Raw genomic sequence first — 25,301 nt, 5'->3', positions numbered from 1 at the left:
AGGCAGCTCGACGGCGCGATCACGGGAAGTCGGGCATGGGACGGCATAGGCCTATTCCCCAAGGCCACGCTTGATGAAGCGCCCGGCCTTGCGTTGGTCTTGGCGTGTAGGTTTGATGCGGATGGGCTTGAGCCCAAGGATGCGGCAATCCTCGCGAAGGCTTTCGCCTTGTAGCCGAAGCTGGCGTAGTAGGCGACCGCCTCGTATGGTCGAGTTGGTAGCTCGTCCGATATCCCTGCACGCGTAGTGCCACCGGGCAGACGGATGCAGGAGGGCGTATCACCGGATCGACCTCGATCGCGGCGACTTGAGAGGCCTTAGCCATTAGACCGCCAGGACCGGGTGTTTTGCGCGTGAAGGAGTGCCGCTGAGCCTGCCGACGCTCGCCGACCAGGTTGGCGCGGCCACATTCGCGTTCGTGCCCATCCATCGTCGATCGAGCCTCATGTCCTCCTCGCCGACCGATGGCACGGCGGCGATACAAACGTGCCGGTCCTCGCCAAGGGCAAGACCGATACTGGCAGGCTGCGGGTCTATGTCCGCGTTCGGCGGTGTCGATCCGCCCGCCGGGCTGTTTCATTATTCGCGCTACCGGCGTGCCGAACATCCACGGGCCCATCTTGGCACCTGGTCCGCGATCCTGCAGGCCGACGCCTATGGCGGCTATGGCGAACGCCACGCGCCGCCGGTACTCGAAGCAGGGCGCATGCGCGCCGCAAATTGTTCGAGCTCGCCGGGAGCCAAGCTTTGCCACAATCGCCTAAAAGAGGATCATGCGCGTACCAGGGCAATCTTTACGTTAAGGTCGGATTGTACAGGGATATACTTACCACAGAAAGCGGCTTGTTCCGCCGTTCCGGCTCCGGTTTCGCCTCTGCGCTTTCAAGGCGCGCCAGAAGCCGGGCCCGCTCTCCCGCAGCCTTTTCCACGCTGGCCTGCTTGACGTGGCCGTAGCCGCGAATGAGAGCCGGGACTGACGCCAAGGCAGCAGCCGCCTCTAACTTCGCTGGCGTCAGGATGCGGGCGATGCGGTCGACATCGGCCTCGTAGCTTGCAAGCAGGCCGCGCTCCGTCCGCCGCTCGGCGGAATAGCCGAACAGATCGAGCGCTGATCCGCGCAGGCCCTTCAGCGACGCAAGCAGGCTGAATGCCTTCATCATCCCCGGCCCGAAACTTGATTTCTTTGGCTTTCCGTCCGCGCCGCGCCGGCCCATGATCGGGGGCGCGAGGTGGAATTCCAGCCGGTCGTATTCCTGGAATTGCGCCGCCAGTTGGCGCTGGAATGATCCGTCCGTGTAGAGGCGGGCGACTTCATACTCGTCCTTGATAGCCATCAGTTTGAAGAGGTTTTTCGCCACGGCCTCGGCGACCGGGGCGGAGCCCGGCAAGACTGCCTGCTCGGCCTTGCGGACGGCCGCGACACGATCGGCGTAACGCTTCGCATAGGCGGCGTTCTGATAGGCGGTCAGGAACTCCACTCGACGCGCGACGATCTCGTCAAGCGTCTGTGCGATACCGGGCTCCGCCGCCTGGCCAGGCCGGCCGAGCATTCCTTTGACGAAATCCGGCTGATGCGCCGCGCGCCGTCCCCAGCGGAAAGCTGCGATATTCATGGCGACCGACTCGCCATTGAGTTCGATGGCGCGTTCGATCGCCTCCGCCGGCAGCGGCAGCCCGCCATGCTGGTAGGCAAAGCCCAGCATGAACATGTTGGCCCCGAGCGAATTGCCGAACAGCGCCGACGCAGTGCGCGTGGCGTCGAAGAAATGCGCCTTTTCGCCGGCAGCCTCGCGAATGGCCTCCTTCAACTGCTCCACGGGCAGCGAAAAATCGGCCGAGCGCGCGAAGTCGCCCGGCATGATCTCGGCGGTGTTGGCGACGAAGATCGTATGGCCCTCGCGCACCGCCGCCAGCACCTTCTTGTTGCCCGACACGACCAGGTCGCAGCCGAGAACGAGGTCCGCCTTGCCCGCCGAGACGCGGATGGCGTGGATATCCTCAGGGGTTTTTGCGATGCGGACATGTGAAAAGACCGCCCCGCCCTTCTGCGCCAGGCCCGCCATGTCGATCATGCCGCAGCCCTTGCCCTCCAGATGCGCCGCCATGCCGAGGATGGCGCCGACTGTGACGACGCCGGTGCCGCCGACACCATCGATGATCGACGACCAGCCGTCGCCATTGAGCGCAAAAAGCTGTGGCTCCAGCACGCCTTCGAGCGGATCGGATTTTCCTGCAATGCCTTCGTCCTTGCGAATCTTCGCGCCATGCACGGTGACGAAGGATGGGCAAAAGCCGTTGACGCAGGAGAAATCCTTATTGCAGCTCGACTGGTCAATGCGGCGCTTGCGGCCGAACTCAGTTTCGACGGGTTGGATCGAGGCGCAGTTGGATTGGACGCCGCAATCGCCGCAACCTTCGCAGACGAGCTCATTGATGATGACGCGCTTGTCGGGGTCCGGAAAGGTTCCGCGCTTGCGGCGGCGGCGCTTTTCGGCCGCGCAGGTCTGGTCATAAAGCAGCACGGACACGCCCTTCACCTCGCGCAACTGCCGCTGCACCAGGTCGAGATCATCGCGATGGTGGATGGTGGAACCGGCCGGAAACCCTATCCCGGCGGCGGCATACTTGCGGGGTTCGTCGGTGACGATAGCGATGCGCTCGACGCCCTCGGCGTGCACCTGGCTCGCGATCATGTCGACGGTCAGATTGCCTTCGAGCGGCTGGCCACCAGTCATAGCGACGGCGTCGTTGTAGAGGATCTTATAGGTGATGTTCGCGCCCGAGGCGAGCGCGAAGCGCAGCGCCAGCGAGCCGGAATGGTTATAGGTGCCGTCGCCGAGGTTCTGGAAGATGTGCTCGCGCGTCGAGAACGGCGCCTGGCCGACCCATTGCGCGCCCTCCCCGCCCATCGCGGTGAAGCCGACCGTGGAGCGGTCCATCCACAGCGCCATGAAATGGCAGCCGATGCCGGCGGTGGCAATCGAGCCTTCCGGCACTTTGGTCGAGGAATTGTGCGGGCAGCCGGAGCAGAAGAATGGCGTGCGCGCGCCAATGTCCTTCTTGTCGGCAAGCATCGCCTGGAACTGCTTTAGCCGAGCGACCCGTGCAGAAATCTCCTCCGACGGTCCGATCGTCTCGACGATGCGCTCGCCGAGCGCGATCGCGATATCATTAGGGTCGAGGGAACCCTTGGCCGGGAAAAGCCAGCCGCCGCGCTCGTCCTTCTTGCCAATCACCATGGGCTGCATGGCCGTGTTGTAGAGGCTCTCGCGCAGCTGGACTTCGATCAGCGAGCGCTTCTCCTCGACGACGATCACCTTCTCCAGGCCACGCACGAAATCCGCAATGTGCTCGAAGTCGAGCGGCCACGGGCAGCCTATCTTGAACAGCCGCACGCCGAGCTGGTTGGCGCGGGCTTCGTCGACGCCGATATCCTCCAGCGCCTGGCGTACGTCAAGATAGCTCTTGCCGATGGTGATGATGCCGATCTTCGGATTTCGGCCGCCCGAATAGACGATTCGATTGAGATCATTGGCCTTGATGAAGGCCGCCGCTGCGGCACGCTTGTGTTCGTGCAGACGCGCTTCCTGGCCGAGCTGGTCGAGCTCGTGGCGGATATTCAAACCGCTGGGCGGCATGTCGAACTCGGGGATGATGATGTTCAGCCGGTCGAGCGACGCATCCACCGAAGCCGTCGATTCGATATTGTCCTTGACGCATTTGATCGCCGCCCAGGTACCGGCGAAGCGCGACATGGCGTAGCCGTAAAGGCCGTATTCGATCAGTTCCTGCACGCCCGCCGGATTGAGGATTGGGATCATGGTATCGACGAACACGAACTCGGTGGCGTGCGCGTTGCTGGATGATTCCGCCATGTGGTCGTCGCCCATCAGGGCGAGCACACCGCCATACCTGGACGATCCGGCGAGATTGGCGTGGCGAAAAACGTCGCCGGAGCGGTCGACGCCCGGACCCTTGCCGTACCAGATCGAAAAAACGCCGTCATATTTGCCTTCGCCGAGCAGTTCCGTCTGCTGCGTACCCCAGCAGGCCGTAGCGGCCAGTTCCTCGTTCAGCCCGGGCTGGAAAACGATGCTGGCGTCGGCAAGCTGCCGTTTGGCCTTCCAGAGCTGGAGGTCGAGACCGCCGAGCGGCGAGCCGCGATAGCCCGAAACGAAGCCGGCGGTGTTAAGCCCCGCGCGGCGATCGCGCTCGCGCTGCATGAGGAGCATACGCACGACCGCCTGCGCGCCCGACAGGAAGATGCGCTCCTTGGAAAGGTCGAATTTGTCGTCGAGCGCAACGTCATGACGCGTCATCTGCAATTCCTTCGACGCGACAGCTCAACTCGGGCGTCCGCTTCAGGCAAGTTTTGGCCGGAGTGTTGCGCGCACCAGCGCCGCTCGCCCTCTTTGCGATACTTGAGGTGCGGGGCCGGCAACTCGTGCATTTCGCGGCATTCGCCGTTTGGCTCAAGACCAGAGAGGCTCAACTGCCAGCATCCGGACCAACGACCCGCTGGCCTCCAGATTTGGGAGGTATGACTCATGGTGTCACCACAAGCGGCACTTTACTGCGAGCCCCCGACTATATCGCGTGTCGAGCAGCCGGTGTCGACCGGTGCTCCACCGCGGCAAGCGGATGGCGTGGGTAGCCGCTGAGCCCTCCGGTCAACAGGGACTTGCAGAACGCAGGGGTGAGCTTGCCGCGGTGGATTACGACGTTCTCGTGACCGATCGCAGCCCGGGCGTCCTGCCACTGGCGATTGTGGCCGCGCTGTTCATTGGATTTGACGTGGCAAGCGACGAAGTCGGCGTCATTCAGCGTCGCCAACTGCCCCGCATGTACCGACTCCTTCGTATGGATGTGCACCCACATCGGTTTCGGCTTTGCACCATTGCGCAGCGCCTTGGGCTGCAGCCGGATCTCGAACAGCGTCCCTGGCTCCCCCCTCAACGGCTGCGGTGGATCCGCAGGCGTCAACTCCTTGGCCTGTCGCAAGTGTTCAAGGTACTTCTGCGACGGAAATGCGTAGGTCTTCATGCATTCGATCGTAATCGTGGCCTTTTGCTCTTTCAAAGCCTTTGCCAGTCCCTGCGCCTGGCCCAACATTTTCTTGAGCTGTTGTGTGTCTTCGTGCACTTTGGGTACTTGCGAAGGCGAGAGTCGGAGGAGACTAGCATGCTGCTTAAACGCGGCCAGACAGGCCTGCATCTCGGCGGCCTGGGTCTGCAGACGCTCGACCACGGTGTCCACGACGTGTTCGGCGTTCTCGGGTTTCATCTGGCGCGCTTGCGAGACGGCCTTTTGCTGACCAGCCAGATCGAACTTCAGGAGTTCGGCCAACCGTGCCAGCATCTGCTCCGAAGCCGGGGCCTGCCAGATCGCCAAGCGTGCCGCCGCCGACGCACTCGCATCCGGCGCCTCCTCCGCACTCACGAGCTTTTTCGTACCTAGATCGGAAAGCACGACAACCTTGGCTGCTGGCGCCGGGTCGCCGTCGTTTGCAGCGACTTGCGGCTCCGGCTGGCCGGCGGCCGAAGAGCTAGCACCGGCGGCCTGCCTGTCTTTCCCTTTCCCGTTCGCTTTCCGTTTCTTGCCCACTGCAGTGCCTTGGGCCCCTGCAGCCTCGCTGGCAGTGTCGGCCGGTATCGCAGCGCGAGCGTCGGCCGGCGGTGCAATGATGGCTTTGGTCTGCAGTTGTTGTGCCAAGGTTTCGGCGATTGTAGCCGTGCCGGCAGTGCCGGCCGGTTTTGCAGCACCAGCGGCTGCCGGCGATGCAATGATGGCTGGCGACTTCGGCTGCAGTTCCAGGAAGTGCATGACCTCGTGCGCAGTGATCCATGCGTCGTCCACGATCTGGCCCAACAGTTCCAATGGGAGGCCGGCACCTGTTCGGTCATCGCCTAACTTGGCAAGCATGTCGTGCAACGCCAATCCAAATTCCGAAAGCCGCTCCATGACTCCTTCCAGCACGGCGCAGTGCTCTGCGTCGAGTGGGCGCCCTTCGCTGGACATCACAGCGTCGCGGGTCGAGTGGAATGCCGGAAAAACGTCGCTGATGAAGGTCCCCAGCAGACGCACCTTCCGGTCCTCACCTATGAGGATTTCCCTCACGGCTGCTTCGAACGTGCTCGCCAGCGGCTCAATCTTGATCTGCGCGAGAGCGACCCGCGATTGCAGCACCATGACCTTCAAATTCGCTGCCCAGCCGGTGTGCAGGCGCAGTGCGGCCTGTTCGCCCTCTCGCATCTCGGCCGTTGCGCTCGGTAAGTTGGCAGTGGCGGCGCAGACGGACCGCATCCGTTCGCAGCGCCGCAGCTTCTTTTCCCACCACTCCATGAGGGCCACATAGTGCTTCGCCACACTCGAAACTGCTCGGCTCAGCGGGTCGCGGGGAGTGTTGGATGCGCGCAACTTGTGGAGTACCGCGTCCGCAGCCTCCCTTTTTCGCGCAAGGCGTAGAGTATATTGGTGGCCAACATGTTGCAGTGCTTCGCCCGATTGAGCGTTTCGTCGCGGAATTCACGCGCCCGATCGTCGGACAGAATGCTACGCGCCACTGCCGGGGGCAGGCTTGCGTAGTAGTTCAGAACTGTCGAGCCTGCATTGATGAACCGATCCATCTGATCTTGCGCCTCCTCCCACGAATCGTGTCCGCGCAGGGCCGCATTACGGCAACCGTCAAGCTCGTTAAGCAGGCCGAGCATTCGTATCTTTGCCGCGTTGATTTCTTCGCCTGTCAAGGAAATGGGAACTGCCACACTCGAGCTTGGAGGCTGGCTGGCGACCGGCGCCGTAGCTCCGCCCTCGGACGCCGTGGCTCCACCCTCCGAGACTGAGGGAAAATCGCGTTGCCGCGCAATCGCTGCAGGTGGCGCAGCGGCTTCACGTGGCGCAGCAGTCAGGGTTCGATGTGCGCCAACGGAGTGGCCGGAAGACCCGTCGCCCAGGGCATCATCGGCACCGCGCGCGGAGGACGTCCCTCTATCTTGAGCCCCAGAGCGGATCCGCTCGACAACGGATCCGAACGATTGACTGCCTTCCCCAAGAGCAACACTGGATTGCGAGCGCGAACTGCTCGCCCCCAACGTGCTGTCGGCTCCAGCATTCCCTATGCGCGATCTGCCAGGTCGACCAATGCCCGTCATATTACATCTCCGATATTGGCAAGAATGCGCCCATTGTGTTGGGGCTGATGTCGCTCAGCCGTAGTGGATCTAGGCCCTGACCTGCGGGAGCTTGGAGCGCCCTGTACCACTGCTCTCTGTCCTCTGCCGAGACTAGTGGAGGCTTGCTTGCTGCCTTTCACCGGCACGGTTGTTCGCCCACTTACGCCGAAAATGAGCTGCCGCTGGAACCTGCTCCGGCTAAGCGCATCCGGGCAGCCATGTCTGCAAGCCTTTGGCTTCTGCGTCCGATCGCCGGGCGGTTACCAAGGTCAGCTTAGCCAGTGGGGGTAGTGCACATCGGACGAGCCACCAATTGACCATACATGACGATTCGCACTCCTATGTTTCGCATTGAGTTCAGGCTGGCTTGGCGTGGCAGGTCTAGACCGCCTAGCTGACGATTAGCTGACGAAGGGCTCCTCGGACGCAAAAACCGACCTGGCTCATGCGTTAGCGATTGGGGTATCTTAGTTGGACGTGAAGGGAGCGCAGACGGAAATGTCAGGCGAGGGCTCGGGCCATAACTTCCATTCCGCGATAGCGTTGACGCGATGGAGCGCTTTGAGCCGGCTGCGCGAACAGATTACGGAAGGTTGAGAAGATCGAAGAGCGCTGCAGGTTTTCCAGCGAACGCCTTGCTCGTGCGCTTTTGCAGCGGCTCGTGGGAATTCTTGGCCCAATGTTAGGGCCCCTGTGCGCGCGGTGCTCGACATCCGGGATGACCTGCCGTTTCGTCGCTCTGTAGGAACGCAGTTGTCGGTAATGATGCGCGTTGGTGCCAGGCCTGTTCTTCAGCAGACGATGAGCAGGCGCCTAGCGCCCTTGGTACTGCGGCGATCCTGGACGTTCCCGTCGAGAACATATCAGTCCTGCTCGACAGCCCGCCACAACCCATGAACGTGCGTCTACCCCAGCGCCTCCTCACAAGATCAGCGCGAGAGCCGTGCCCTCCCCTGATGCGGTCGGCTGCAGGTTCCCAAATGGGCGATTTCCCGGTTCGGCCAATACCAGTCATGGTCTAGCTCCGATGCAGGGGAGATACGTTCAGCGTTGTCGGTGATCCTCAGACGCTTGGTCGTCGAGCGCTGCCTGGCCCAAATGAACGCAACCGCCGCCTCTCTTCGTGCCACGTCTATTCCGGCGTGGCGCCCTGCTTGATGTCAACGCTCTCGCGCAAGAAGGATGGCAATGATCCAGTGGACACCGCGTTTAGTTCCCCGAAGCTGCGTTGGTGGCCCGCTGAAAAAACTTCGCATCGAAGGCGGGGAGCACAAACGCGCTCAGGCCGGCGGGTCACTGACCGGCAGCGGCTATTGATAGCGCAGTGGCGCAGCCTGGACGCGCCGGAAGCGTAGGACGACCGAATGGATATCCAGGTGATGCGCACGCAGTAGCACCGTAGGTTGGGCGGCCGACGCACGGATCGCAGACGTTTAATATTGGCACAAACAGGCGTCGCGTGCGTGCAATAGGTGACTAAGAGGGAGCGGAGAGCAGGAGTACGGCCACAGCACAGCTGATGGCAGGCGGCAACCGGCGTCACCTGTGAAGAGGACCGCACCGACGGTGGGCGCTCAGTCACGGCATGACATGTCCTGGCTTTCTTTGCGCGTTCTTAAGGCGACATCATTCGCGTCACTACAACTGCCGCGCTAGAACCGACTGTCCACATCATGACCTTGCCGCGCACGAAGGCCAGATCGTGCACGACCATTTATTTTGCGGTAGCGCGGCATTTTGTTGAGACTCGTCAGCTTCTCGAAAGCTCACGCTCATAGCTTGAGGAGATTGAGCTTGTTACGCGTCGCCGCCAATGGAAACAGATGCCGGAGTAACTGATGGTCGCAGCAATTGGTAGTGGAGGTGGCAACATCGGTGTTTCCTTGGCCCAAAAGGGCCATGGACATTCGAATGGACAGCCGCATCAAGGATCCACCGGGTCTTCTGGTCAGAACAGGCCGGTTGGCGGGAGCGAACCGGCGGATCGTCCAACCATTTCTGACCAAGCTGCAGTTCAAAGCGAGTTCGAAAGCACTCTTCGTGCGATTGCGCTGCAAATTGCGAGCGATGCCATGGATGAAGCGGAGGATGCTATGGCAGAAACTGAAGAGGATGCCTGACGTTGGATGGTCCGCGTCAGGAGGTGCGTGCTGTTGCTGACGGCACAGTTTGAACAGAAAGGAAAACAACATGAGTAAAGTAGGTACTGCTACTAGTGCGGCTGGTACTGCCGCCTCAGGTGCTGTAGACGTAGCTACCAAAGCTGCTGGGGCTACCGCGTTCCAGGCGCAACTCGCGGAGCTAACGGCGGTTAGCTTGGAGGCTACGGCTAGGAGTATACAGCTGCGCACTCTTACGACCAACCTCAACACAATCAAGAAGGCGGCCGACGAGCGCGTTCAGTAGTGTCGGAAGCGGGGCTCTAGAGTAGCCCCGAACGTGTCCCCAAGTGGCGCGATCTGGAACCAAGATAAGCCGCATGGCAATTGCCGTGCGGCTTCTCTTCTTGTTCGGGAGATCATCCTTGAATGACGCCGTTTCCCTTCATTTCGAAGTTCTGTCGGGGCTCTATTGCGGACTGACCGGTAAGGCGGCTCTAGAAACGGGCTTGATCGGCAGTGGCCTCGATGCGGATATAATCTTCGTCGAGCAAGGACTCGCGCCGCATCATTTTCGTATGACTCTTCTTGGCAATTCGATCGAGGTCGAGGCGCTTGCAGCCGGCCTCAGGATGGAAGACAACAGGAATATTGCGGCAGGGGAGTGCGTTGTGGTGCCCCTTCCGGTCGTCATTCATGCAGGCGCGATGTCCATTCTCTGGTCAGTGCAGGATGCTGCGCCAGCCAGTGGGATCGGCATACCACGTCTTTCCATCTCCGTGCTTGCCTTGGTGTTACTCGGCTCTCTCGGGATCGGCGCGCTCTCGGCCATTTTCTCCTACTACGGCAACGCTGGGGCATTGAGCGCCAATTCTCCTGGTGCCGACCTTGAGTCCAAGCTTAGCAATAACCGCGCTGACGATCAGACTAACGTGGCCGCGGCCAAAGACCTGCAACAGGAAGTCGACAAAGCGGGCCTGCTCAATATTAAGATCGGCTCCGCCAAGGGTGTTGTGACCGCTGAAGGGACCGTCACGTCTGCATCGGTCATCCGTTGGCAGAACGTTCAGCAGTGGTTCGATCATCGCACGAAGGGCGCTCTAACACTGGTCAATGGAGTGGTCATCAAAGAGGAGAAGGCGCCATCCGCAATCGCCGTTGAAGCTGTTTGGCGTGGGCCCCTGCCGTATGTTGTAATCGCTGGTGAGAAGTATTTTGTCGGCGCCATTTTGGATGATGGGTGGATGGTCGATCGGATCGAGGACCGTCGTGTGCTGCTCAGCCGAAATGGCCGCCTTGCTGCTCTCCCGTATTAATGATTTCCAAGTTCGCAGGCCATATTAAGGAGAATGCCATGGTCAAGCTGCCCCACCTATCCTGTCGCCTCGCTATCGTGCGGTGCGTGAAGGCATCGTCGTCCCGCGGGACGAGTTACGGCGAATTGTGCTGCTCCGGCAGAACCGGAGCAGCTTGATCAAAGGCTAGCTGCTCCGGTTGCGGCTCGCTGCCCACGGTAGTTTTCGGGATATACAGCTGCTGCGGCTTTTCGCGTATGCGTTCATCTCGAAGGTCATCAGCGGTGAGGCCCTTACGGTTCTGGACAGACTGGGTACCTCCTGGCAAGCACGTCCTCGCGCCTGCCTCTCGTTCTCAAGCGCAAGCGATGCCCTCTGATGGGTCTTCGAAAGCTGCGTAGCAGCAGAGCAATTCTCAAACCATCATAGAGGGGCCTCGGATGGCCAACGTTTTGCGTAACTTCATCGAGCGTGCGCCGGCCAACCCGGACTTAATGGTCGCGTTGATGCTGCTTCTAGCCGTAGCTATGATGGTCATGCCAATCCCGATCATGGTGATCGACACGCTGATCGGATTCAATATGGGATTGGCCATACTGCTGCTATTGGTCGCCCTGTATGTCAGCACGCCACTCGATTTTTCGTCGTTGCCCGGCGTCATTTTGATATCCACGGTATTCCGTCTGGCGCTCACCATCGCAACGACGCGACTGATCTTGGCCGAGGGGGAGGCAGGTAGCATCATCCACACCTTCGGCGATTTCGTAATCTCAGGCAATATCGTCGTAGGTTTTGTCATATTTCTGGTCGTGACCATGGTGCAATTCATGGTCCTCGCGAAGGGCGCCGAACGTGTCGCAGAAGTGGCGGCGCGCTTCACGCTCGACGCTCTGCCGGGCAAGCAAATGGCGGTCGACGCAGAGTTACGCAACGGCCACATCGATGCCAACGAATCGCGCAGGCGGCGCGCCACATTGGAGAGGGAAAGCCAACTTTATGGCGCGATGGATGGCGCGATGAAATTTGTGAAGGGCGACGCCATTGCCGGGCTGGTGGTTATCTTCATCAACATGCTGGGTGGGATTTCGATCGGCCTGCTCTCGAAGGGCATGTCGTTCGGCGAGGTGCTGCATCACTATACTCTGCTGACGATAGGTGATGCGTTGATCTCGCAGATTCCGGCCCTGCTGCTCTCAATTACGGCGGCGACCATCGTCACTCGCGTAACTGGGGCTGCAAGTTCCAACCTTGGTACGGACATAGTCAAGCAACTCACCGCCAGTAAGCGAGCATTGCGGCTGGCGGCCTGCGTCTTGGTTGTGATGGGGTTCGTTCCTGGTTTCCCCCTGCCAGTGTTTCTGATCTTGGCCGCAGTCTTCGCCGCGGCAAGCATTGTCAAGGGTGATGTGCCGGGCGCCGGCAAGGTCGATGCTGCAACTGCAGCGCCAGTAGAGAAGGAAACCGTCCCTGCAGAGGCATGTCCGATCGCCTTCTTCCTTGCGCCGAGCCTTACGCATGCGATCGACCAAGTTGAATTGCAACAGCACATTGCACGCGTTTCGCAACTAGTCTCAGCCGATCTCGGCATTGTCGTTCCGCGCATCCCGGTCGCGGTCGACCAGCAGCTGCCCGAGTCGCAATTCAGGATAGATGTCGAGGGCGTGCCAGTCGAACAGGATTTGATTAATCCGACACAGCTCACCCTCACCGACGATCTGGCGAGCATTGAATCGAGCGGCATCCCATTTCGGCATGATCCAGAAATGGACAAAATCTGGGTCGAACAAAGCCATGCGCCGGCTCTCAATGCCGCCGGCATCGGGCATCACCGTCCCAGCGAACGCCTCGCGTTGCGTATCCATGCGACCTTGACCCGCTATGCACCGCGCTTGGTGGGCATCCAAGAAACCCGCCATTTGCTGGGTCGCATGGAGCAGGAATACGCTGATCTGGTGAAGGAGGTGCTGCGCACCACGCCGATCCCTCGGATTGCCGATGTGCTGCGCCGCCTGCTGGATGAAGGTATCCCCATCCGCAATACCCGACTCGTCTTGGAGGCATTGGCCGAATGGAGCGAACGTGAGCAAAACGTCGCACTGCTCACGGAATACGTTCGTTCTGGCATGAAGCGGCAGATCTGTCACCGCTATGCCACACACGGAATCGTGCCCGCCTTCGTTATCGAACGTGAGACTGAGGATTTCATGCGCAGCGCCGTTCGGGATTCGGCTGCAGGCCCATATCTCGTGTTAGAGGATCGGCAAAGCGAAGCGCTGCTGTCACAGATGCGTCAGATCCTTTCCAGCGCAGCACCGGGTCAGACCCTCCCTGTCGTATTGACTTCAATGGATGTCCGACGTTTCGTCCGCGGTTTTCTAAGCCGACACGGGATCGATCTTGCTGTTCTGTCTTATCAGGACCTCGCCTCCGACTTCACGATTCAGCCCGCCGGATCGATCAAGCTCCGACTGGAACCAATATTGGAACGTCACGGAAACCGCGCAATATCGGCGTTGCCGCCAACTGACAGCCAAAGCGCTCGATGATAGGGAAAACCAAGCATGAATTCACATGAGAATGCAGTCGCTGCGCCGTACTCAGTTCTCTTCGCTGTGCTCGCCATTCTGCCTCTCGCGGGTTGCACTAGCTGGAATAAGCCGGGTCTTTCAGTGAAGGAGACATCGCCACCAGAGTTGCTGGGCGCCAATAACATCGATCCGGCTATGCGCGAACGCATTTGGCGCGCAGTCAGTCAGGATTCTCAAGTGCAGGCTTTGCGGGATGATCTGAAGCAGCATCCAGACAATGTCGATGCGGCAATCCGTCTTACGAAGGCCTTGCTGGCGCAGGAACGCGCGCATGAGGCGCTTCAGGTACTCGACAGCGTCTTAGTTGCCGTCCCAGGAAATTTGCGTGCATTGAATGCGAAGGGAGTTGTCTTGGATAACGAGGGGCGGCATGACGCGGCACAAGCGCTATACCGCCAAGCTCTCGAAGCAGAGCCAGAGAATCAGATGTTGCACCATAATCTCAACCTGTCGCTAGCGTTTGACGGGAAGTCCAAACGGAGTGCGTTGGCACCATCGCGATAGAGGCATAGCGGGAGCGCTTTACGCGAGCTGTGACGGCATTGGACCTACACAAGCAGACACAGCAGGTATGCAGGCGGTGTTACGTTAACTGGCGGTCAGCTTTTGGAGCATAGGGCGACGGTATGAACCGTTCGCCCGTTAGCTACAATCGCCACGGCCGCCCGAGGTCATTGCTCACGCGGTCCGGCTTTATTCCGATTTCCGCTGAGCTTGGGTCTGGTTGACGAAATGCTGCTGGAGCGCGGCATTGTGGTCCCCTACGAGACAATCCGTCGTTGGGTCAGGAAGTTCCGGATCGAGTACATTCGACGACTGAGCAGGCGATGATCGACAAAGTACTTGAGACGGTATTGCAGCGCGGGGCGGCGGCTCTTGCAGCGAAGCGGCAATCTGCTGCGGTCCCCGGTCGTGTCCCCAGACGTGGTGTAGCTCGGGGGTAGCGAAGCCGCTCGCGAGCGCGCCCTCAACAGCGCCGTAGCGAGCGAGCGGCTTTGCGGTGGTCATCGATGTTCCCCGGTAGGGTCTGGTTGCTAACACCAACCTGATTCGAAGGAACCACCGATGACCGACGACATGATGAAGCTTCGCACGCTAGTGGAGAAGACCCCCGACGCCGATATCTTGCGCGAGATGATCGGCTTTGCCGCCGAGCGGCTGATGGAGCTGGAGGTGGGCGCCGCCACCGGCGCCGGCTATGGCGAGAAGAACCCGTTGCGCACGGCCCAGCGCAACGGCTATCGCGAGCGCGACTGGGAGACGCGCGCCGGCACCGTTGAGCTGCGCATCCCGAAGCTGAGGAAGGGCTCTTACTTTCCGGGCTTCCTCGAACCGCGGCGCATGGCGGAGAAGGCGCTGACGGCCGTCATCCAGGAGGCCTACGTCCAGGGTATCTCGACCCGCTCGGTCGACGACCTGGTCAAGGCCATGGGCATGAGCGGCATCTCCAAGAGCCAGGTCAGCCGGCTGTGCGAAGAGATCGACGGCAAGGTCAAAGCGTTCCTTGAAAGACCCATCGAGGGCGACTGGCCATACCTGTGGATCGATGCCACCTACCTCAAGGTGCGCCGCGGCGGCCGCATCGTCTCGGTCGCCGTCATCATCGCCGTCGGCGTCAACGCGGACGGCCGGCGCGAGGTGCTGGGCATGGAGGTCGGCACGTCTGAGGCCGAGCCGATCTGGACGGAGTTTTTGCGCAAGCTGACCCGCCGCGGCCTCAGGGGCGTCAAGCTCGTCGTCTCCGATGCCCATGAAGGCATCAAGGCGGCCGTCACCAAGGTGCTGTGCGCGACATGGCAGCGCTGCCGGGTCCACTTCATGAGGAACGTGCTGGCCCATGCCGGCAAGAGCGGGCGCCGCGTCGTCTCCGCCTTCATCGCCACCGCGTTTGCCCAGGAGACGCCAGAAGCCGCCAGCACCCAATGGCGTGCCGTCGCCGACCAGATCCGGCCAAAGGTGCCCAAGCTGGCGACAATCATGGACGACGCCGAGCCCGACGTGCTGGCCTACATGACCTTCCCCAGGGAGCACCGTGCCAAGCTGCATAGCACCAACCCCATCGAGCGCCTCAACGGCGAGATCAAGCGGCGCACCGAGGTCGTCGGCATCTTCCCCAACGATGACGCCATCGTCCGCCTCGTCGGCGCGCTCCTGCTCGAACAGAACGACGAATGGGCCGTGCAGCGGGCGCGCTACATGACGCTGGAAACCATCAGCCAAATGAGCGATGATCCTCTCATCAGATGGGGTGATTGGGGTCTCGCCCGAGCCAGATTGAGGGCGGCTGCTCCTGTCGAGATGTGAGAACGTGGTCGATGTAGATCGCCACAAACATCAGGAGGAGCAGCCATGAAGTATTTTGCCGGACTTGACGTGTCTTTGGAAGAGACCGCGATTTGCGTGGTCGACGAGGCCGGGCGGATCGTGAAGGAGACGCGTGCGGCGAGCGAGCCGCAGGCGTTGATCGAAGCGTTGCGGAAAGTCGATCTGCCGCTGGAGCGCATCGGGCTCGAAGCGTGTTCGCTGACGGCCTGGCTTCACGACGGGATGTGCGCCGATGGCCTGCCGGCCATTTGCATCGAGACCCGGCAGGCCAATGCGGCGATGAAGATGATGCCAAACAAGACGGATCGGAATGACGCCCGCGCGCTGGCGCAGATCATGCGCACCGGCTGGTATCGACAGGTGCATGTCAAGAGCCGGCAGTGCCGTCTCTGGCGATCCCTCCTCGTCGCCCGCCGCACGGTGCTGAACGAAACGCGCACCATCGAGAACGTGGTTCGGGCGATCCTGCGGGAGGCCGGCATCAAGCTGGGCACGCCGTCGCGAACCGCCTTCGCCAGTCGTGTGCGCGAGTTGGCCGGCACGGATCCGGTTGTCATGCCTTTGGTCGAGCCACTGCTGACGATCCTCGCTACAATGCTGGGAGAGTTCGCCCGCCTGACGAAGCAGGTTCTCGGTCTCGTTCGCCAGGAAGAGGTCTGTCGGCGGCTGATGAGCGTTCCAGGTGTGGGACCCATCACCGCGCTCGCCTTTCGTGCCACGATTGATCAGCCGGACCGCTTTCGTCGCTCGAGGGATGTCGGCGCGCATCTGGGTCTGACCCCGGCACGCTATCAATCTGGTGAGACGGACATTCAGGGCAAGGTCAGCCGATGCGGTGACGAACTCGCCCGCACGGCTCTCTATGAGGCAGCCCATTCGCTGCTCGTGCTCAGCAAGAAATGGTCGAGCCTCAGAGCCTGGGGCATGAACGTCGCCAAACGGCGCGGTATGGCTCGAGCCCGAGTTGCTGTTGCCCGCAAGCTCGCTGTCATTCTGCATCGCATGTGGAGTGATGCAACAGAATTCCGCTTCGGCAAGGCACCCGGCCGCGTATCGGCATGAAATGGGGATAACGGACCAACGAAGGAGGAGTTTATTCCGCCCGAAAGGGCGTGATCCGGATCGTTCCCGTGGGGACGATGGGCAAGGTGATCTCGTTAGCAGGCACGATCCTGGGCGAACTCTCCCAAAGTCGTTCAACAGATTGAGACGCCTCGCTCTACTGACCCCATCATGCGGCGGCCTAACGTCGACCGCGAAGAGAAGCGAGTGACCCGCGGGGCGACATGGTCCGGAAAAATATCAGGAGGAGCTTGACCTCAACGACCCCAATCAGAGAAGCCTGCCAGCCGTGGCACGCTGATCATCCCGGCCCAATGCCGGAGAGCGCGGCGACCAAGCCGTCAGCTACACCACTCCCTGGGACACGATCGCGTCCCCGCCCTGGTGGTTATGCGGGGCGCATCTATGCTGCGACATGGCGCGGCACAAGCGCTATCTTGGCAAGCTCTCGAAACAGAGACGTTGCACTCCGGGAAGTTCGAGCGGAGTGCACTGGCACGATCGCGGGCGCGGCGGCCATGGTCGTTCCTGATCCTGCATGCTGCGGCCGAGCCGTCGGGCACATTCCATCCCCTTTGCTAGCCTCACGAGGCGTGCACGCGAGAAGCGATGGCGCTGAGGCGAGCACCGCATGTGCTCGAGCGGGATGCCGGAACTGCACCTGATGTCGAGACGATCTCTTTCATGGCGGGGGCGCTTGTCACGTGGTGGGAGCAGGTCAGATGGGGGGCTTGAGGCCAACGAGGTGGCGGCCGTCGAGATCGGCACGCCTGTCGCCGCCGGAACCGAGATCCACCGGTTCGGTGGCGCACTCCGGGGGAGCGTATCCGGCAGCCCTGCGTGGGTCACTGTCTGGCGTGTGCGTTCCGGCAGGACTCACAGCCGGAATTTCCTCATTGCTCTGACAACTGGCGCTTTCGAGAAGCCGACGAGTCGAAGGCCGTCGAAGGCCGATGAGGGCCGCGGTGATTTGGCCCTCTGGGCGGGGGCAACTGCGGTCGAGCATCCGGACGACAGACTGAGTTCGCGGGCCGCGCGGTTCAGCACAAGCGTCAGCGGCTCGCCCGATTGCACAATTTACTCGTTGCGGTTCTCGCGCACCTCGCGCTCCGTGTTGTCGGGTTTGTCGCGTCCCAAACAGGGTGATGTTTCAGTCGGCGTGCCGCCGCACTCTCCGCACTCTGTAACCGGGGCAGATTACCGGGCAGTCAGGCTTGAGCGGCTTGCCTAACGAGATCCGGGAGCGGCGGAATCGACTCTTGTGTTGGTATGCCGAGGCGGTCGCCGAGATAGCGGAAGAATGAGACGTCGAGCTTGATGCAGGTCTTCATCAGGCCGAGCAGGACGTCGCGGGCGTTCTTGCCTGCCTCGCTGACGGTTCCGCCGGAGATCTTGCGCTTGGTGACGAAGGTGCGGATGTCGTTTTCCGAACCATTGGTGTGGAGCGGGATCTCGGGACGATCGAGAACGCGCAGGAGTTCATGCTTGCGGCGATGCAGCCTGGCAAGAAGCCGGTCGAGCATGACGTAGCCGGTTCGTCGTTTGAACAGGCGCTCGAAGCGGGCGCGCAGGGCCGCCGCGTGGCGCGGACAAGGAGCACGCTGGTAGCTCTTGAGGTCGCGATAGAACCACCAGATCAACTGGCGCATGATGTCGACGGCCTGACGTTGATCCGGGGTCACGGGTATCAATTTGTGGACGAGCCGCTCGGCGTGGACCCAGCACAGAGCATGGTCGCCGATGCGGAACTGGCCGGCATCATCGGACACGACCACGGTATCGCCAAGAAAGCCGTGGTGGCGGATCGCTCCCCACATCGCCCCTTCGGTGGCGATCCTGACTGGGTTGGGCTCAACCGCGAGCTGGTCGAGGCCGAGTGCGGCCAGATGCGCCTGCCATGCGGCGCTGTCGGCAAATGCCTTGTGCGGCGCAGCCGCCAGCCGCGCGATCACCGGACCGGCGAGGTTGCGGCCGCGCATATAGGCCAGGGCCTCTTCATTGATGAAGTAATCGCTGTGCCCGGCACGCAGCGTCGCCAGGAACGCCTCCCGTGACTTCGATCGCCCGGTGCGGAACGCGGTGAAGCGGCGATCGCCGATCTGGGTGGTGTAGCCGTCCTGGTGGGCGTGGCGCGCCGACGTATCATCGACGGTGATCCAGGGCGCCGTAGCCAGCCCGGCGCGCAGCACGTCACGGTCCTCCGCCGCGAAGGCCTCCAGGCCCTCCGAAATCAGCCGCACCACCTGGCGCTTCGAAATGTCGACCCCGATCCCGGTCAACAACGCCGTCAACCGCTCCGTCGTCACCTGGCCTTGAATGTGACAGGCCAGAATGAAGCGGCGCAGGTTCGCGCCCCAGCCGCCGATGATCCCCGCCGGCAAGGGCGCCACCATCGTTTCGCCGGTCGGTGTCACCCAGCGCTCGCGGCGATAGCGCACCACCTCGGCCGACAACGCCAGATCGCGCACCAGGATCGTCTCATACCCCTTGAAGCGAGAGCCCGCAGGAGCGCTCACCGCAACCGTCACCTCGCGGCTCACGCGACCGCCGTCGCGCTTGGCGCCGCGCCGGCGGCGCTTGCCCTTGCCAGATGTCGGCTGCGTCGCCTTCTCCATGCCCGATGGCTTGGTCGGCTTGACCGGGGGACGCGGCGGCAGGTCCTTCAGCCGGGCGATCTCATCCTTCAGGGTCTGGTTCTCGGCGCGTAGCGCCTGGTTCTCGATCTCAAGGCTCTCGACCCGGCCTTGAAGACCGCGCACTTCGCCGATCAGCGCAGAAACCAGCCCGCGGAGTTCCGCGAGCGACAGGCCTTCAAGCGAATCAGTCGGTGGTAGCGTCACGCAAAGGGTGAATCACGAAAGCACGCGCCTGCAAACCCCCACCGCCCGGTAATCTGCCCCGGTTACGAACGCTGTCCGTTAAGCTATTGAATTCACTCGCCTTGAGTTTTCGGCGCGAAAATGTGTGGTAACAACATTTGATCTGCTAGCCGTATGTTGTATGGATTTGATGGCATTTATTCGATAACAACGCTGGCATGTTTGTCGTTGAGAGAGTCGCGCGCGGCCACCGCTATCTTTACCTCGTGGAAAGTGTCCGCGACGGCAAAACCGTTCGCCAGCGCACGATAAAGGCGCTGGGCCGCAAGGATGCGCTGGTTGCCAGCGGCGAACTTGACAGATTGGCGGCCTCGATTGCGCGCCATGGCGAACGCAGCCTCATCCTGTCCGACATTGACGCGGGGCGAATTGCCTCTCGCCGCATCGGCGGTCCGCTGTTGTTCGGGCGGCTGTGGCAGCGGCTCGGGATCGGCGATGTGCTGGAAGAGGTGGCCCGCGGCCACCGCTATCTCTACCTCGTGGAAAGTGTCCGCGACGGCAAAACCGTTCTGCTGGAAGGGCGCCAGTTCGGCTTTGCGGTGGAACGGGCGGTGTTCGTTGGCACGCTGCATCGGCTGTTCGTCTCGGGCTCGGACCGCGACTGCGCGAACTGGATGGCCGATTATGGTATCGAGGGCGCCGAGGGTCTGGCGCTCCATCACTTTTACCGGGCCATGGCGTGGCTGGGCGAGGAACTCGGCGAAAGGCGCAAGGCGCGCTGGTGGCGCGCTGCGTGAAAGACGCGATCGAGGAAAAGCTCTTCGCGCGCCGGCAGGACCTGTTCACCGACCTCAGCCTTGTGTTCATGGACACAACCTCGTTGTCCTTCCATGGCGCGGGCGGCGAGACGCTGGGCAAGCGCGGGCATTCCAAGGACTTCCGCCCCGATCTGGCGCAAATGATCCTGGCGCTGGTCGTTGATGCCGAGGGCCGGCCGATCTGCACCGAGATGGTGCCCGGCAACACCGCTGACGTGACCGTCCTGTTGCCGGTGGTCGATCGGCTGCGAACGCGCTTCGGCGTCACACGCGCCTGCGTTGTCGCCGATCGCGGCATGATCAGCGCCGATACCATCGCCGCGCTCGAAAAGCTGGGCATGGAATACATTCTGGGGGCCCGCGAACGCTCGAGCAGCGTGATCCACAACGTCGTACTCAATGACGCGGCACCGATGGTTCCGCTCGTTCTCGAGCGCCAGCGCGGTGAAACTCAGTTGTGGGTCAAAGAGGTCAAGGTCGGTAAAGACCGCTACATCGTCAGCCGCAATGACGCCGAGGCCGAGAAGGACAAGGCCGACCGCCAGGCGATCATCGCCGGCCTCGAGGCGCAGCTCAAGAAGGGCGACAAGGCACTGGTCGGCAACTCGGCCTACCGGCGTTACCTCAAGGCCAGCGGCAAGAACTTCAAGATCGATGTCGGCAAGCTTGCCGAGGAAGCCCGGTACGACGGCATCACCGTGGTGCGGACCAACGCGAAGGTGACCCCGCTCCAGGCCGTGCTGCGGTATCGCGATTTGCTCGAGGTCGAGAGCCTGTTCCGCGCCGCCAAGGCAACCTTCAATACCCGGCCGATCTTCCACCAATCCGATGCCGCCATCCGCGGGCATGTGTTCTGCTCGTTCCTGGCGCTCGTGCTCAGCAAGGAACTGCGCCGCCTCTGCCGGGCCAAAGGCCTGACGCCCGAATGGCAGCCGCTCCTACGCGATCTCGATCGCCTCCAGGAAGCCACCATCGAAAAGGATGGTCGCATCGTCACCACCAGAACCCACGTTACGGGCCAAGTGGGCAACGTCTTCAAGGCATCTGGCATCGCTCTGCCACACAACCTCGACGAACAACTCGCCTGAGATCATCCCCAAAATGTAGTGGTAACACGCGCCGGCGCGCGCCTAACGTGCTGATATAATTACATATTCTTACAGGCGGTGTTTAAGTGGGGTCAAGCTCAATCCCGCTCGTGCGCGGCGCTTTGCCCAAGCAGCTGGAACCCTGGCCAAGACCGACCGGATCGATGCAGTGATGCTGGCCCGCATGGCTAGCACAATGCAGCCACCCGTGCGCCCGGCTATAAACCCCGAACAGGCAAGGTTGGCCGAACTGATCAGCGCCCGCGATGGTCTGATGCGCGACAGAACCGCGCTTAAAAACCAGGAGAAAAACCTGACGATTCCGCTTCTAAAGCGTCAGCACAAGCAACGTAAGCGATGCGCCAAGGCACCTTTCCCGAAATAGTGCTCTATAGTAGATAATAGGAAGCCGTTGGTCCGCGTCGCCGCGATCACTGCGGATCGTCATAACGGGTGACGTAGTGGAGTTCGCGCAGGGCGGGGATGACGAGGGCGATGTCTTTGTAGGCCTCATGCTCGATGAAGCGCGCGGTCTCTGGCCCTGGCCTGGGCTTGCCGAGGACGGGCCGCCCCTTTTGTCGACGCAGTAGATCAGGATCGGCAGCAGCAGGCCGTGGTTGGGGTTGTCGAGGTCGAGTAGCCGTTTCCATTTTTTGATGTTGAGATTGATGGCCGCGTAGAACCCCTGGCACCACGGCCGCGGGTCGATGCCGCCGCTGGGCTTGGTGGCGAAACGGGGCGCATAGTCCTGCGGTCTGTCGAAGAGCGTCTCGTTGATCCGGTTGTGGATCCTGGCGACGCTGGCAAACACGGCGTGATCGGTTGCAGATCCTTTGGCCAGGACGTCGCGCGGCAACCCCATGAGCGGGCACATCCAGTCTTGCGGGTCCGGGAACCGCGGCCCGGTGACCGCCGCCGTTACGAAGCCATCCAGCGCCGACATCGTCCGCACCAGCGGGCGGGGGGCGGGTTTGATGGCCATCCAGGCCTCGAGCGCCTCGTCCGACAGCGCCATGTCATCGATTGCGCTCATGCCGCCAAGGAGAGCGGCATCGCTTGGCGGCGCACCCAATTCCACGGCATCAGCTCATCCCATCGCGAGGCTGGCCAGTCGTTCTGGATGCGCTCGGTGACATCGGCCATGTAGGCTTCGGCATCGACGCCGCAGAGCTTGCAGGTCTCAATGATGCTGAGCACGACCGCTGACCGCTCTGCCGCGGCGAAGCTGCCCGAGAAAAGCCAGTTGCGCCTGCCGACTGTAAATCCACGAATCGCCCGCTCCGCGATCAGGTTGTCGGGCTCGAGCTGGCCATCGTAGAGGAAGCGATTGAACGCGCGCCATCGGTTGGTGCCATAGGCGAAGGCCTTCGCGATATCGGCATGGCGCGACAAACCCTTGCCCTGGCGCATGAGCTGTCGTCGCAGCGCGCGGACCAGTGGTCGGGTCCGACTTCGTCGTGCGGCCAATCGCTCGGCGGGCGGGAGCCCCCGTATCTCTTCCTCGATCCGGTAGATCGCCTGGATACCGGCCATCGCCGTCGTGCTGAGCTCGGTCGGCTGGCTGTCGTGAACGTCGAATATCTTGCGACGCAGATGGGCCAGGCAGGCAGCTTCTCGAATGGCGCCGCCCTTGTAGAGCTGGTTATAGCCGCTGAAACCGTCGGCCTGGAGCGTGCCGGCAAATCCGGCGAGCTCGGTCATTACGCTCTCGCCGGCGCGGCCCATGGTGGCGCGATACCAGGCGATCGGCGGCTCCTGCGAACCCGAATTGCGGTCGTCGGCGACGTAAACCCAGAGCGCGCCCTTGTGGGTCTTGCCGTTGCCGGGCGCCAGGATCGGAAGCCGCGTGTCGTCGGTATGAATCTTGGTGCGGGTACGGCCGATCTCACGGATGCGGTTGTAGATCGGATCGAGCAAAGCGGCGGCGTAGCCGGCGCTGCGCGAAAGCGTGGATCGCTCGATATCGACGCCCTTGGCGGCCATCATCTGGGCCAGACGGTAGAAGGGCAGATGATAACCCCACTTCGCCATCATGATATGGGCGAGCGCGGCATAGCTGAGCTTACCGCGTGCAATGGCCTTGGCTGGCGCCGGCGCCTGGATGATTTTATCGCAGGTCCGGCAGCTGTACTTGGGTCGAATGGTCTCCATCACCTGCCAGGCCTGGGCGACCAGATCGAGCATCTCCTCGCTATCTTCGCCCATGGCGCGCAGATCGCCGCCGCAGCCCGGGCAACATGCGCAAGACGGCTCGCGAACGGCCCGCTTGCGCGGCAGGTTCGGGTTGAGCTTACGCACCGGCAACACCCGGACCTTGTCGGTGTCAGCAACGATGGGCAGCTCGATATCGGGCACGCTGGCGGCGAAATCGGTCTCGAGATCTTCGAGTTCGAGCCGCATCTGGCCCAGCTTCTCGGAGGAGCGGCCGAAGGCCTTGCGGTTGAAGCGATCGATCCGCAGCTGCAGGCGCTGGATGCGAAGTGCGGCCTCGGCGCGCTCTCTTCGCAGCTGCTCATCCCGTTCGGCAATGGCGATGTCACGGGCAGAAACGGCCGCCTCCAGAAGGGCGATCCGAGCGAAGAAATCAGCGGTTGAGGGAGCTTGTTCCGACACCCAAATTACATACCCGAAAGACCCTCGTCACGGAAGCAAAATCGACACAAAATCAATAAGAAACGAGCAAAATCAGCCAGCCAAACGCGGCCGATAGGTCTTGCTCGGCCGGCGCCAATCGATCCCCTCCAGAAGCAGCGAAAGCTCTGCCTTGGTAAGCGACACAGTCACCTGATCCTTGGTCGTCGGCCAGGCAAAACAACCCTCGGAAAGCCGTTTTGTAAAAAGGCAGAACCCCTGGTCGTCATGCGCCAGAATCTTGATGATATGACCCTTGCGTCCACGGAAGCAGAAGATCGCGCCGGTATGCGGGTCGAGCGCGAGCACCTGCTGCACCATGCGTGCCAGGCTGTTGATCCCGCGGCGCATATCGGTCTCACCGCAACAAAGGTAAATCCGGTCGGTCGGCACCACTGTGATCAACTGGTCAACTCCGCCAGGACGATACGTAGCGCTGTCGGATCGACGGTCCCGTCGATCCGCAATCGCGCGCCGTTCGGAAAGGCCACGACGATCCTGCCGGCCGGGTCCGGGCAATCGGCGACGGGGCGTTCGACATCCGGCAGATCGCTCACGTCGATGCGCGCGAAGGTCGCCATCGCCTGATCGGCATCGAGTTCCCCGCCGGCCATCTGCTTGCGCCACGCATAGAGCTGTGACGGAGCTACGCCGAACGCTTCCGCGACCTCGGTCACCGACGACCCCGCCGCGCTCGCCAGGTCGACCAACGCGCGCTTCTCCGTGCAACTCCACAGCCTTCGTTGCCGCACGCGCCCGGGCACCGTTGTAAGATCTTCGGACGCCGCGGCGCCGCTTAACTCGGCGACCGTATCGCCGCTTGCATGTTCCAATGTCATGGCCCGAAACCTCCATGTTCATCGGCCTATTGCAAGGTGCCTTGGCGCATCGCTTACCAAGCAACGCCTCAATCAGATCGATCAGCATATAACCGCTCTCGATGCCGAGCTCGCAACACGCATTGCGGCCGATCCCCAGCTTGCCCGTCGGCATAAAATTATCTCCAGCATAGCTGGCCTCGGCCCACGCACTGCCAACCAGTTGGTCGCCACTATGCCAGAGCTCGGATCACTTGATAACAAACAGGCCGCATCCCTGGCAGGACTCGCTCCCGTCGCCCGCCAATCAGGACAGTGGAAAGGCAGAAGCTTCATCCAGGGTGGAAGGGCCAACGTTAGACGCGCACTCTACATGCCCGCTCTCGTCGCTGCCCGCTTTAACCCCGACCTCAGGGAAAAATATCAGCACCTCATTGCATCGGGCAAGCCCGCCAAAGTCGCCATCGTCGCGGTTATGCGCAAGCTTCTCGTCACCGCCAATGCGCTCGTCAAAGCCGATCGCATGTGGGTCGGCGTTGGTGCATGGGTCCGGACTTGAGCGGATGTCGATCTTTGAAGCGGCAGA

At 61.8% G+C, this 25,301-nt stretch carries 16 protein-coding genes and 3 pseudogenes; 11 read left to right on the top strand and 8 right to left on the bottom strand.

The features are described 5' to 3' along the window. Positions 1–346: 346 nt before the first annotated feature. Positions 347–771 (top strand): annotated as a pseudogene (locus tag HB778_RS39450) (IS66 family transposase); the annotation flags it as partial. A 23-nt stretch (positions 772–794) separates the two neighbouring features. Here the strand turns inward: HB778_RS39450 and HB778_RS39445 are convergent. The 3 genes from HB778_RS39445 to HB778_RS39435 form a co-directional block, all read right to left on the bottom strand. Then, positions 795–4,319, bottom strand: coding sequence for an indolepyruvate ferredoxin oxidoreductase family protein (locus HB778_RS39445; protein WP_183465586.1), 3,525 nt, complete (start codon positions 4,317–4,319; stop codon positions 795–797). Positions 4,320–4,587: 268 nt separating this feature from the next. Beyond that, positions 4,588–6,366, bottom strand: a complete 1,779-nt coding sequence (locus HB778_RS43305; RefSeq protein WP_183465585.1) for a hypothetical protein — start codon at positions 6,364–6,366, stop codon at positions 4,588–4,590. Positions 6,367–6,383: 17 nt separating this feature from the next. After that, on the bottom strand, positions 6,384–6,746 hold the full coding sequence (locus tag HB778_RS39435) for a hypothetical protein (RefSeq protein ID WP_183465584.1): 363 nt from the start codon (positions 6,744–6,746) through the stop codon (positions 6,384–6,386). Positions 6,747–9,010: 2,264 nt separating this feature from the next. On the opposite strand from HB778_RS39435, the gene HB778_RS39430 reads away from it, so the two are divergent. The 7 genes and pseudogenes from HB778_RS39430 (at position 9,011) to HB778_RS39405 (ending at position 16,541) form a co-directional block, all read left to right on the top strand. Next, entirely contained in the window at positions 9,011–9,292 is a 282-nt protein-coding gene (locus tag HB778_RS39430) for a nodulation protein NopC (protein ID WP_183465583.1), read from the top strand. Positions 9,293–9,696: 404 nt separating this feature from the next. Then, positions 9,697–10,587 (top strand): SctD/MshK family protein, encoded by an 891-nt coding sequence (locus HB778_RS39425; protein ID WP_183465582.1) that lies wholly within the window; start codon positions 9,697–9,699, stop codon positions 10,585–10,587. Between the two features lie 419 nt (positions 10,588–11,006). Continuing rightward, on the top strand, positions 11,007–13,112 hold the full coding sequence (sctV, locus tag HB778_RS39420; protein ID WP_183465581.1) for a type III secretion system export apparatus subunit SctV: 2,106 nt from the start codon (positions 11,007–11,009) through the stop codon (positions 13,110–13,112). A 15-nt stretch (positions 13,113–13,127) separates the two neighbouring features. Beyond that, entirely contained in the window at positions 13,128–13,658 is a 531-nt protein-coding gene (locus HB778_RS39415; protein WP_183465580.1) for a tetratricopeptide repeat protein, read from the top strand. 122 nt (positions 13,659–13,780) lie between these two features. Then, positions 13,781–13,982 (top strand): annotated as a pseudogene (locus tag HB778_RS43780) (IS6 family transposase); the annotation flags it as partial. 237 nt (positions 13,983–14,219) lie between these two features. After that, positions 14,220–15,458 (top strand): IS256 family transposase, encoded by a 1,239-nt coding sequence (locus HB778_RS39410; RefSeq protein WP_183465579.1) that lies wholly within the window; start codon positions 14,220–14,222, stop codon positions 15,456–15,458. 45 nt (positions 15,459–15,503) lie between these two features. Then, positions 15,504–16,541, top strand: coding sequence for an IS110 family transposase (locus tag HB778_RS39405; protein ID WP_183465578.1), 1,038 nt, complete (start codon positions 15,504–15,506; stop codon positions 16,539–16,541). A 1,208-nt stretch (positions 16,542–17,749) separates the two neighbouring features. On the opposite strand, the gene HB778_RS39400 is transcribed toward HB778_RS39405, so the two are convergent. Further along, positions 17,750–19,381 carry an IS66 family transposase gene (locus HB778_RS39400; protein WP_183448093.1) on the bottom strand — a complete coding sequence of 544 codons (1,632 nt, stop codon included), beginning with the start codon at positions 19,379–19,381 and terminating at the stop codon, positions 17,750–17,752. A 197-nt stretch (positions 19,382–19,578) separates the two neighbouring features. Here HB778_RS39400 and HB778_RS39395 point away from each other — a divergent pair. Further along, positions 19,579–21,266 (top strand): annotated as a pseudogene (locus tag HB778_RS39395) (IS1634 family transposase). A 55-nt stretch (positions 21,267–21,321) separates the two neighbouring features. Continuing rightward, positions 21,322–21,651 (top strand): IS110 family transposase, encoded by a 330-nt coding sequence (locus HB778_RS43775; protein ID WP_432421307.1) that lies wholly within the window; start codon positions 21,322–21,324, stop codon positions 21,649–21,651. Here the strand turns inward: HB778_RS43775 and HB778_RS39385 are convergent. The 4 genes from HB778_RS39385 to tnpA form a co-directional block, all read right to left on the bottom strand. Continuing rightward, a complete protein-coding gene (locus HB778_RS39385) occupies positions 21,595–22,299 on the bottom strand; it encodes a UPF0149 family protein (RefSeq protein ID WP_244662130.1) in 705 nt (234 codons plus the stop codon). The two genes, HB778_RS43775 and HB778_RS39385, sit on opposite strands and share 57 nt — an antisense overlap. Then, positions 22,296–23,879 (bottom strand): IS66 family transposase, encoded by a 1,584-nt coding sequence (gene tnpC, locus HB778_RS39380; RefSeq protein WP_183457841.1) that lies wholly within the window; start codon positions 23,877–23,879, stop codon positions 22,296–22,298. The genes HB778_RS39385 and tnpC overlap by 4 nt, the downstream gene beginning before the upstream one ends. Before the next feature lie 72 nt (positions 23,880–23,951). Next, positions 23,952–24,302, bottom strand: a complete 351-nt coding sequence (gene tnpB, locus HB778_RS39375) for an IS66 family insertion sequence element accessory protein TnpB (RefSeq protein ID WP_183457839.1) — start codon at positions 24,300–24,302, stop codon at positions 23,952–23,954. Next, positions 24,299–24,736, bottom strand: a complete 438-nt coding sequence (gene tnpA / locus HB778_RS39370) for an IS66-like element accessory protein TnpA (protein ID WP_183457837.1) — start codon at positions 24,734–24,736, stop codon at positions 24,299–24,301. The genes tnpB and tnpA overlap by 4 nt, the downstream gene beginning before the upstream one ends. Between tnpA and HB778_RS39365 the strand changes: the two genes are divergently transcribed. Then, positions 24,735–25,274: a transposase gene (locus tag HB778_RS39365; RefSeq protein ID WP_244662129.1), complete on the top strand. Its 540-nt coding sequence runs from the start codon at positions 24,735–24,737 to the stop codon at positions 25,272–25,274. The two genes, tnpA and HB778_RS39365, sit on opposite strands and share 2 nt — an antisense overlap. Positions 25,275–25,301: the final 27 nt, after the last annotated feature.

Origin of the sequence: Mesorhizobium huakuii (genome assembly GCF_014189455.1) — a bacterium.
Lineage (GTDB): Bacteria > Pseudomonadota > Alphaproteobacteria > Rhizobiales > Rhizobiaceae > Mesorhizobium > Mesorhizobium huakuii_A.
Note: the sequence above shows the minus strand (reverse complement) of the source record. Positions and strands in the feature narration are given on the sequence as shown.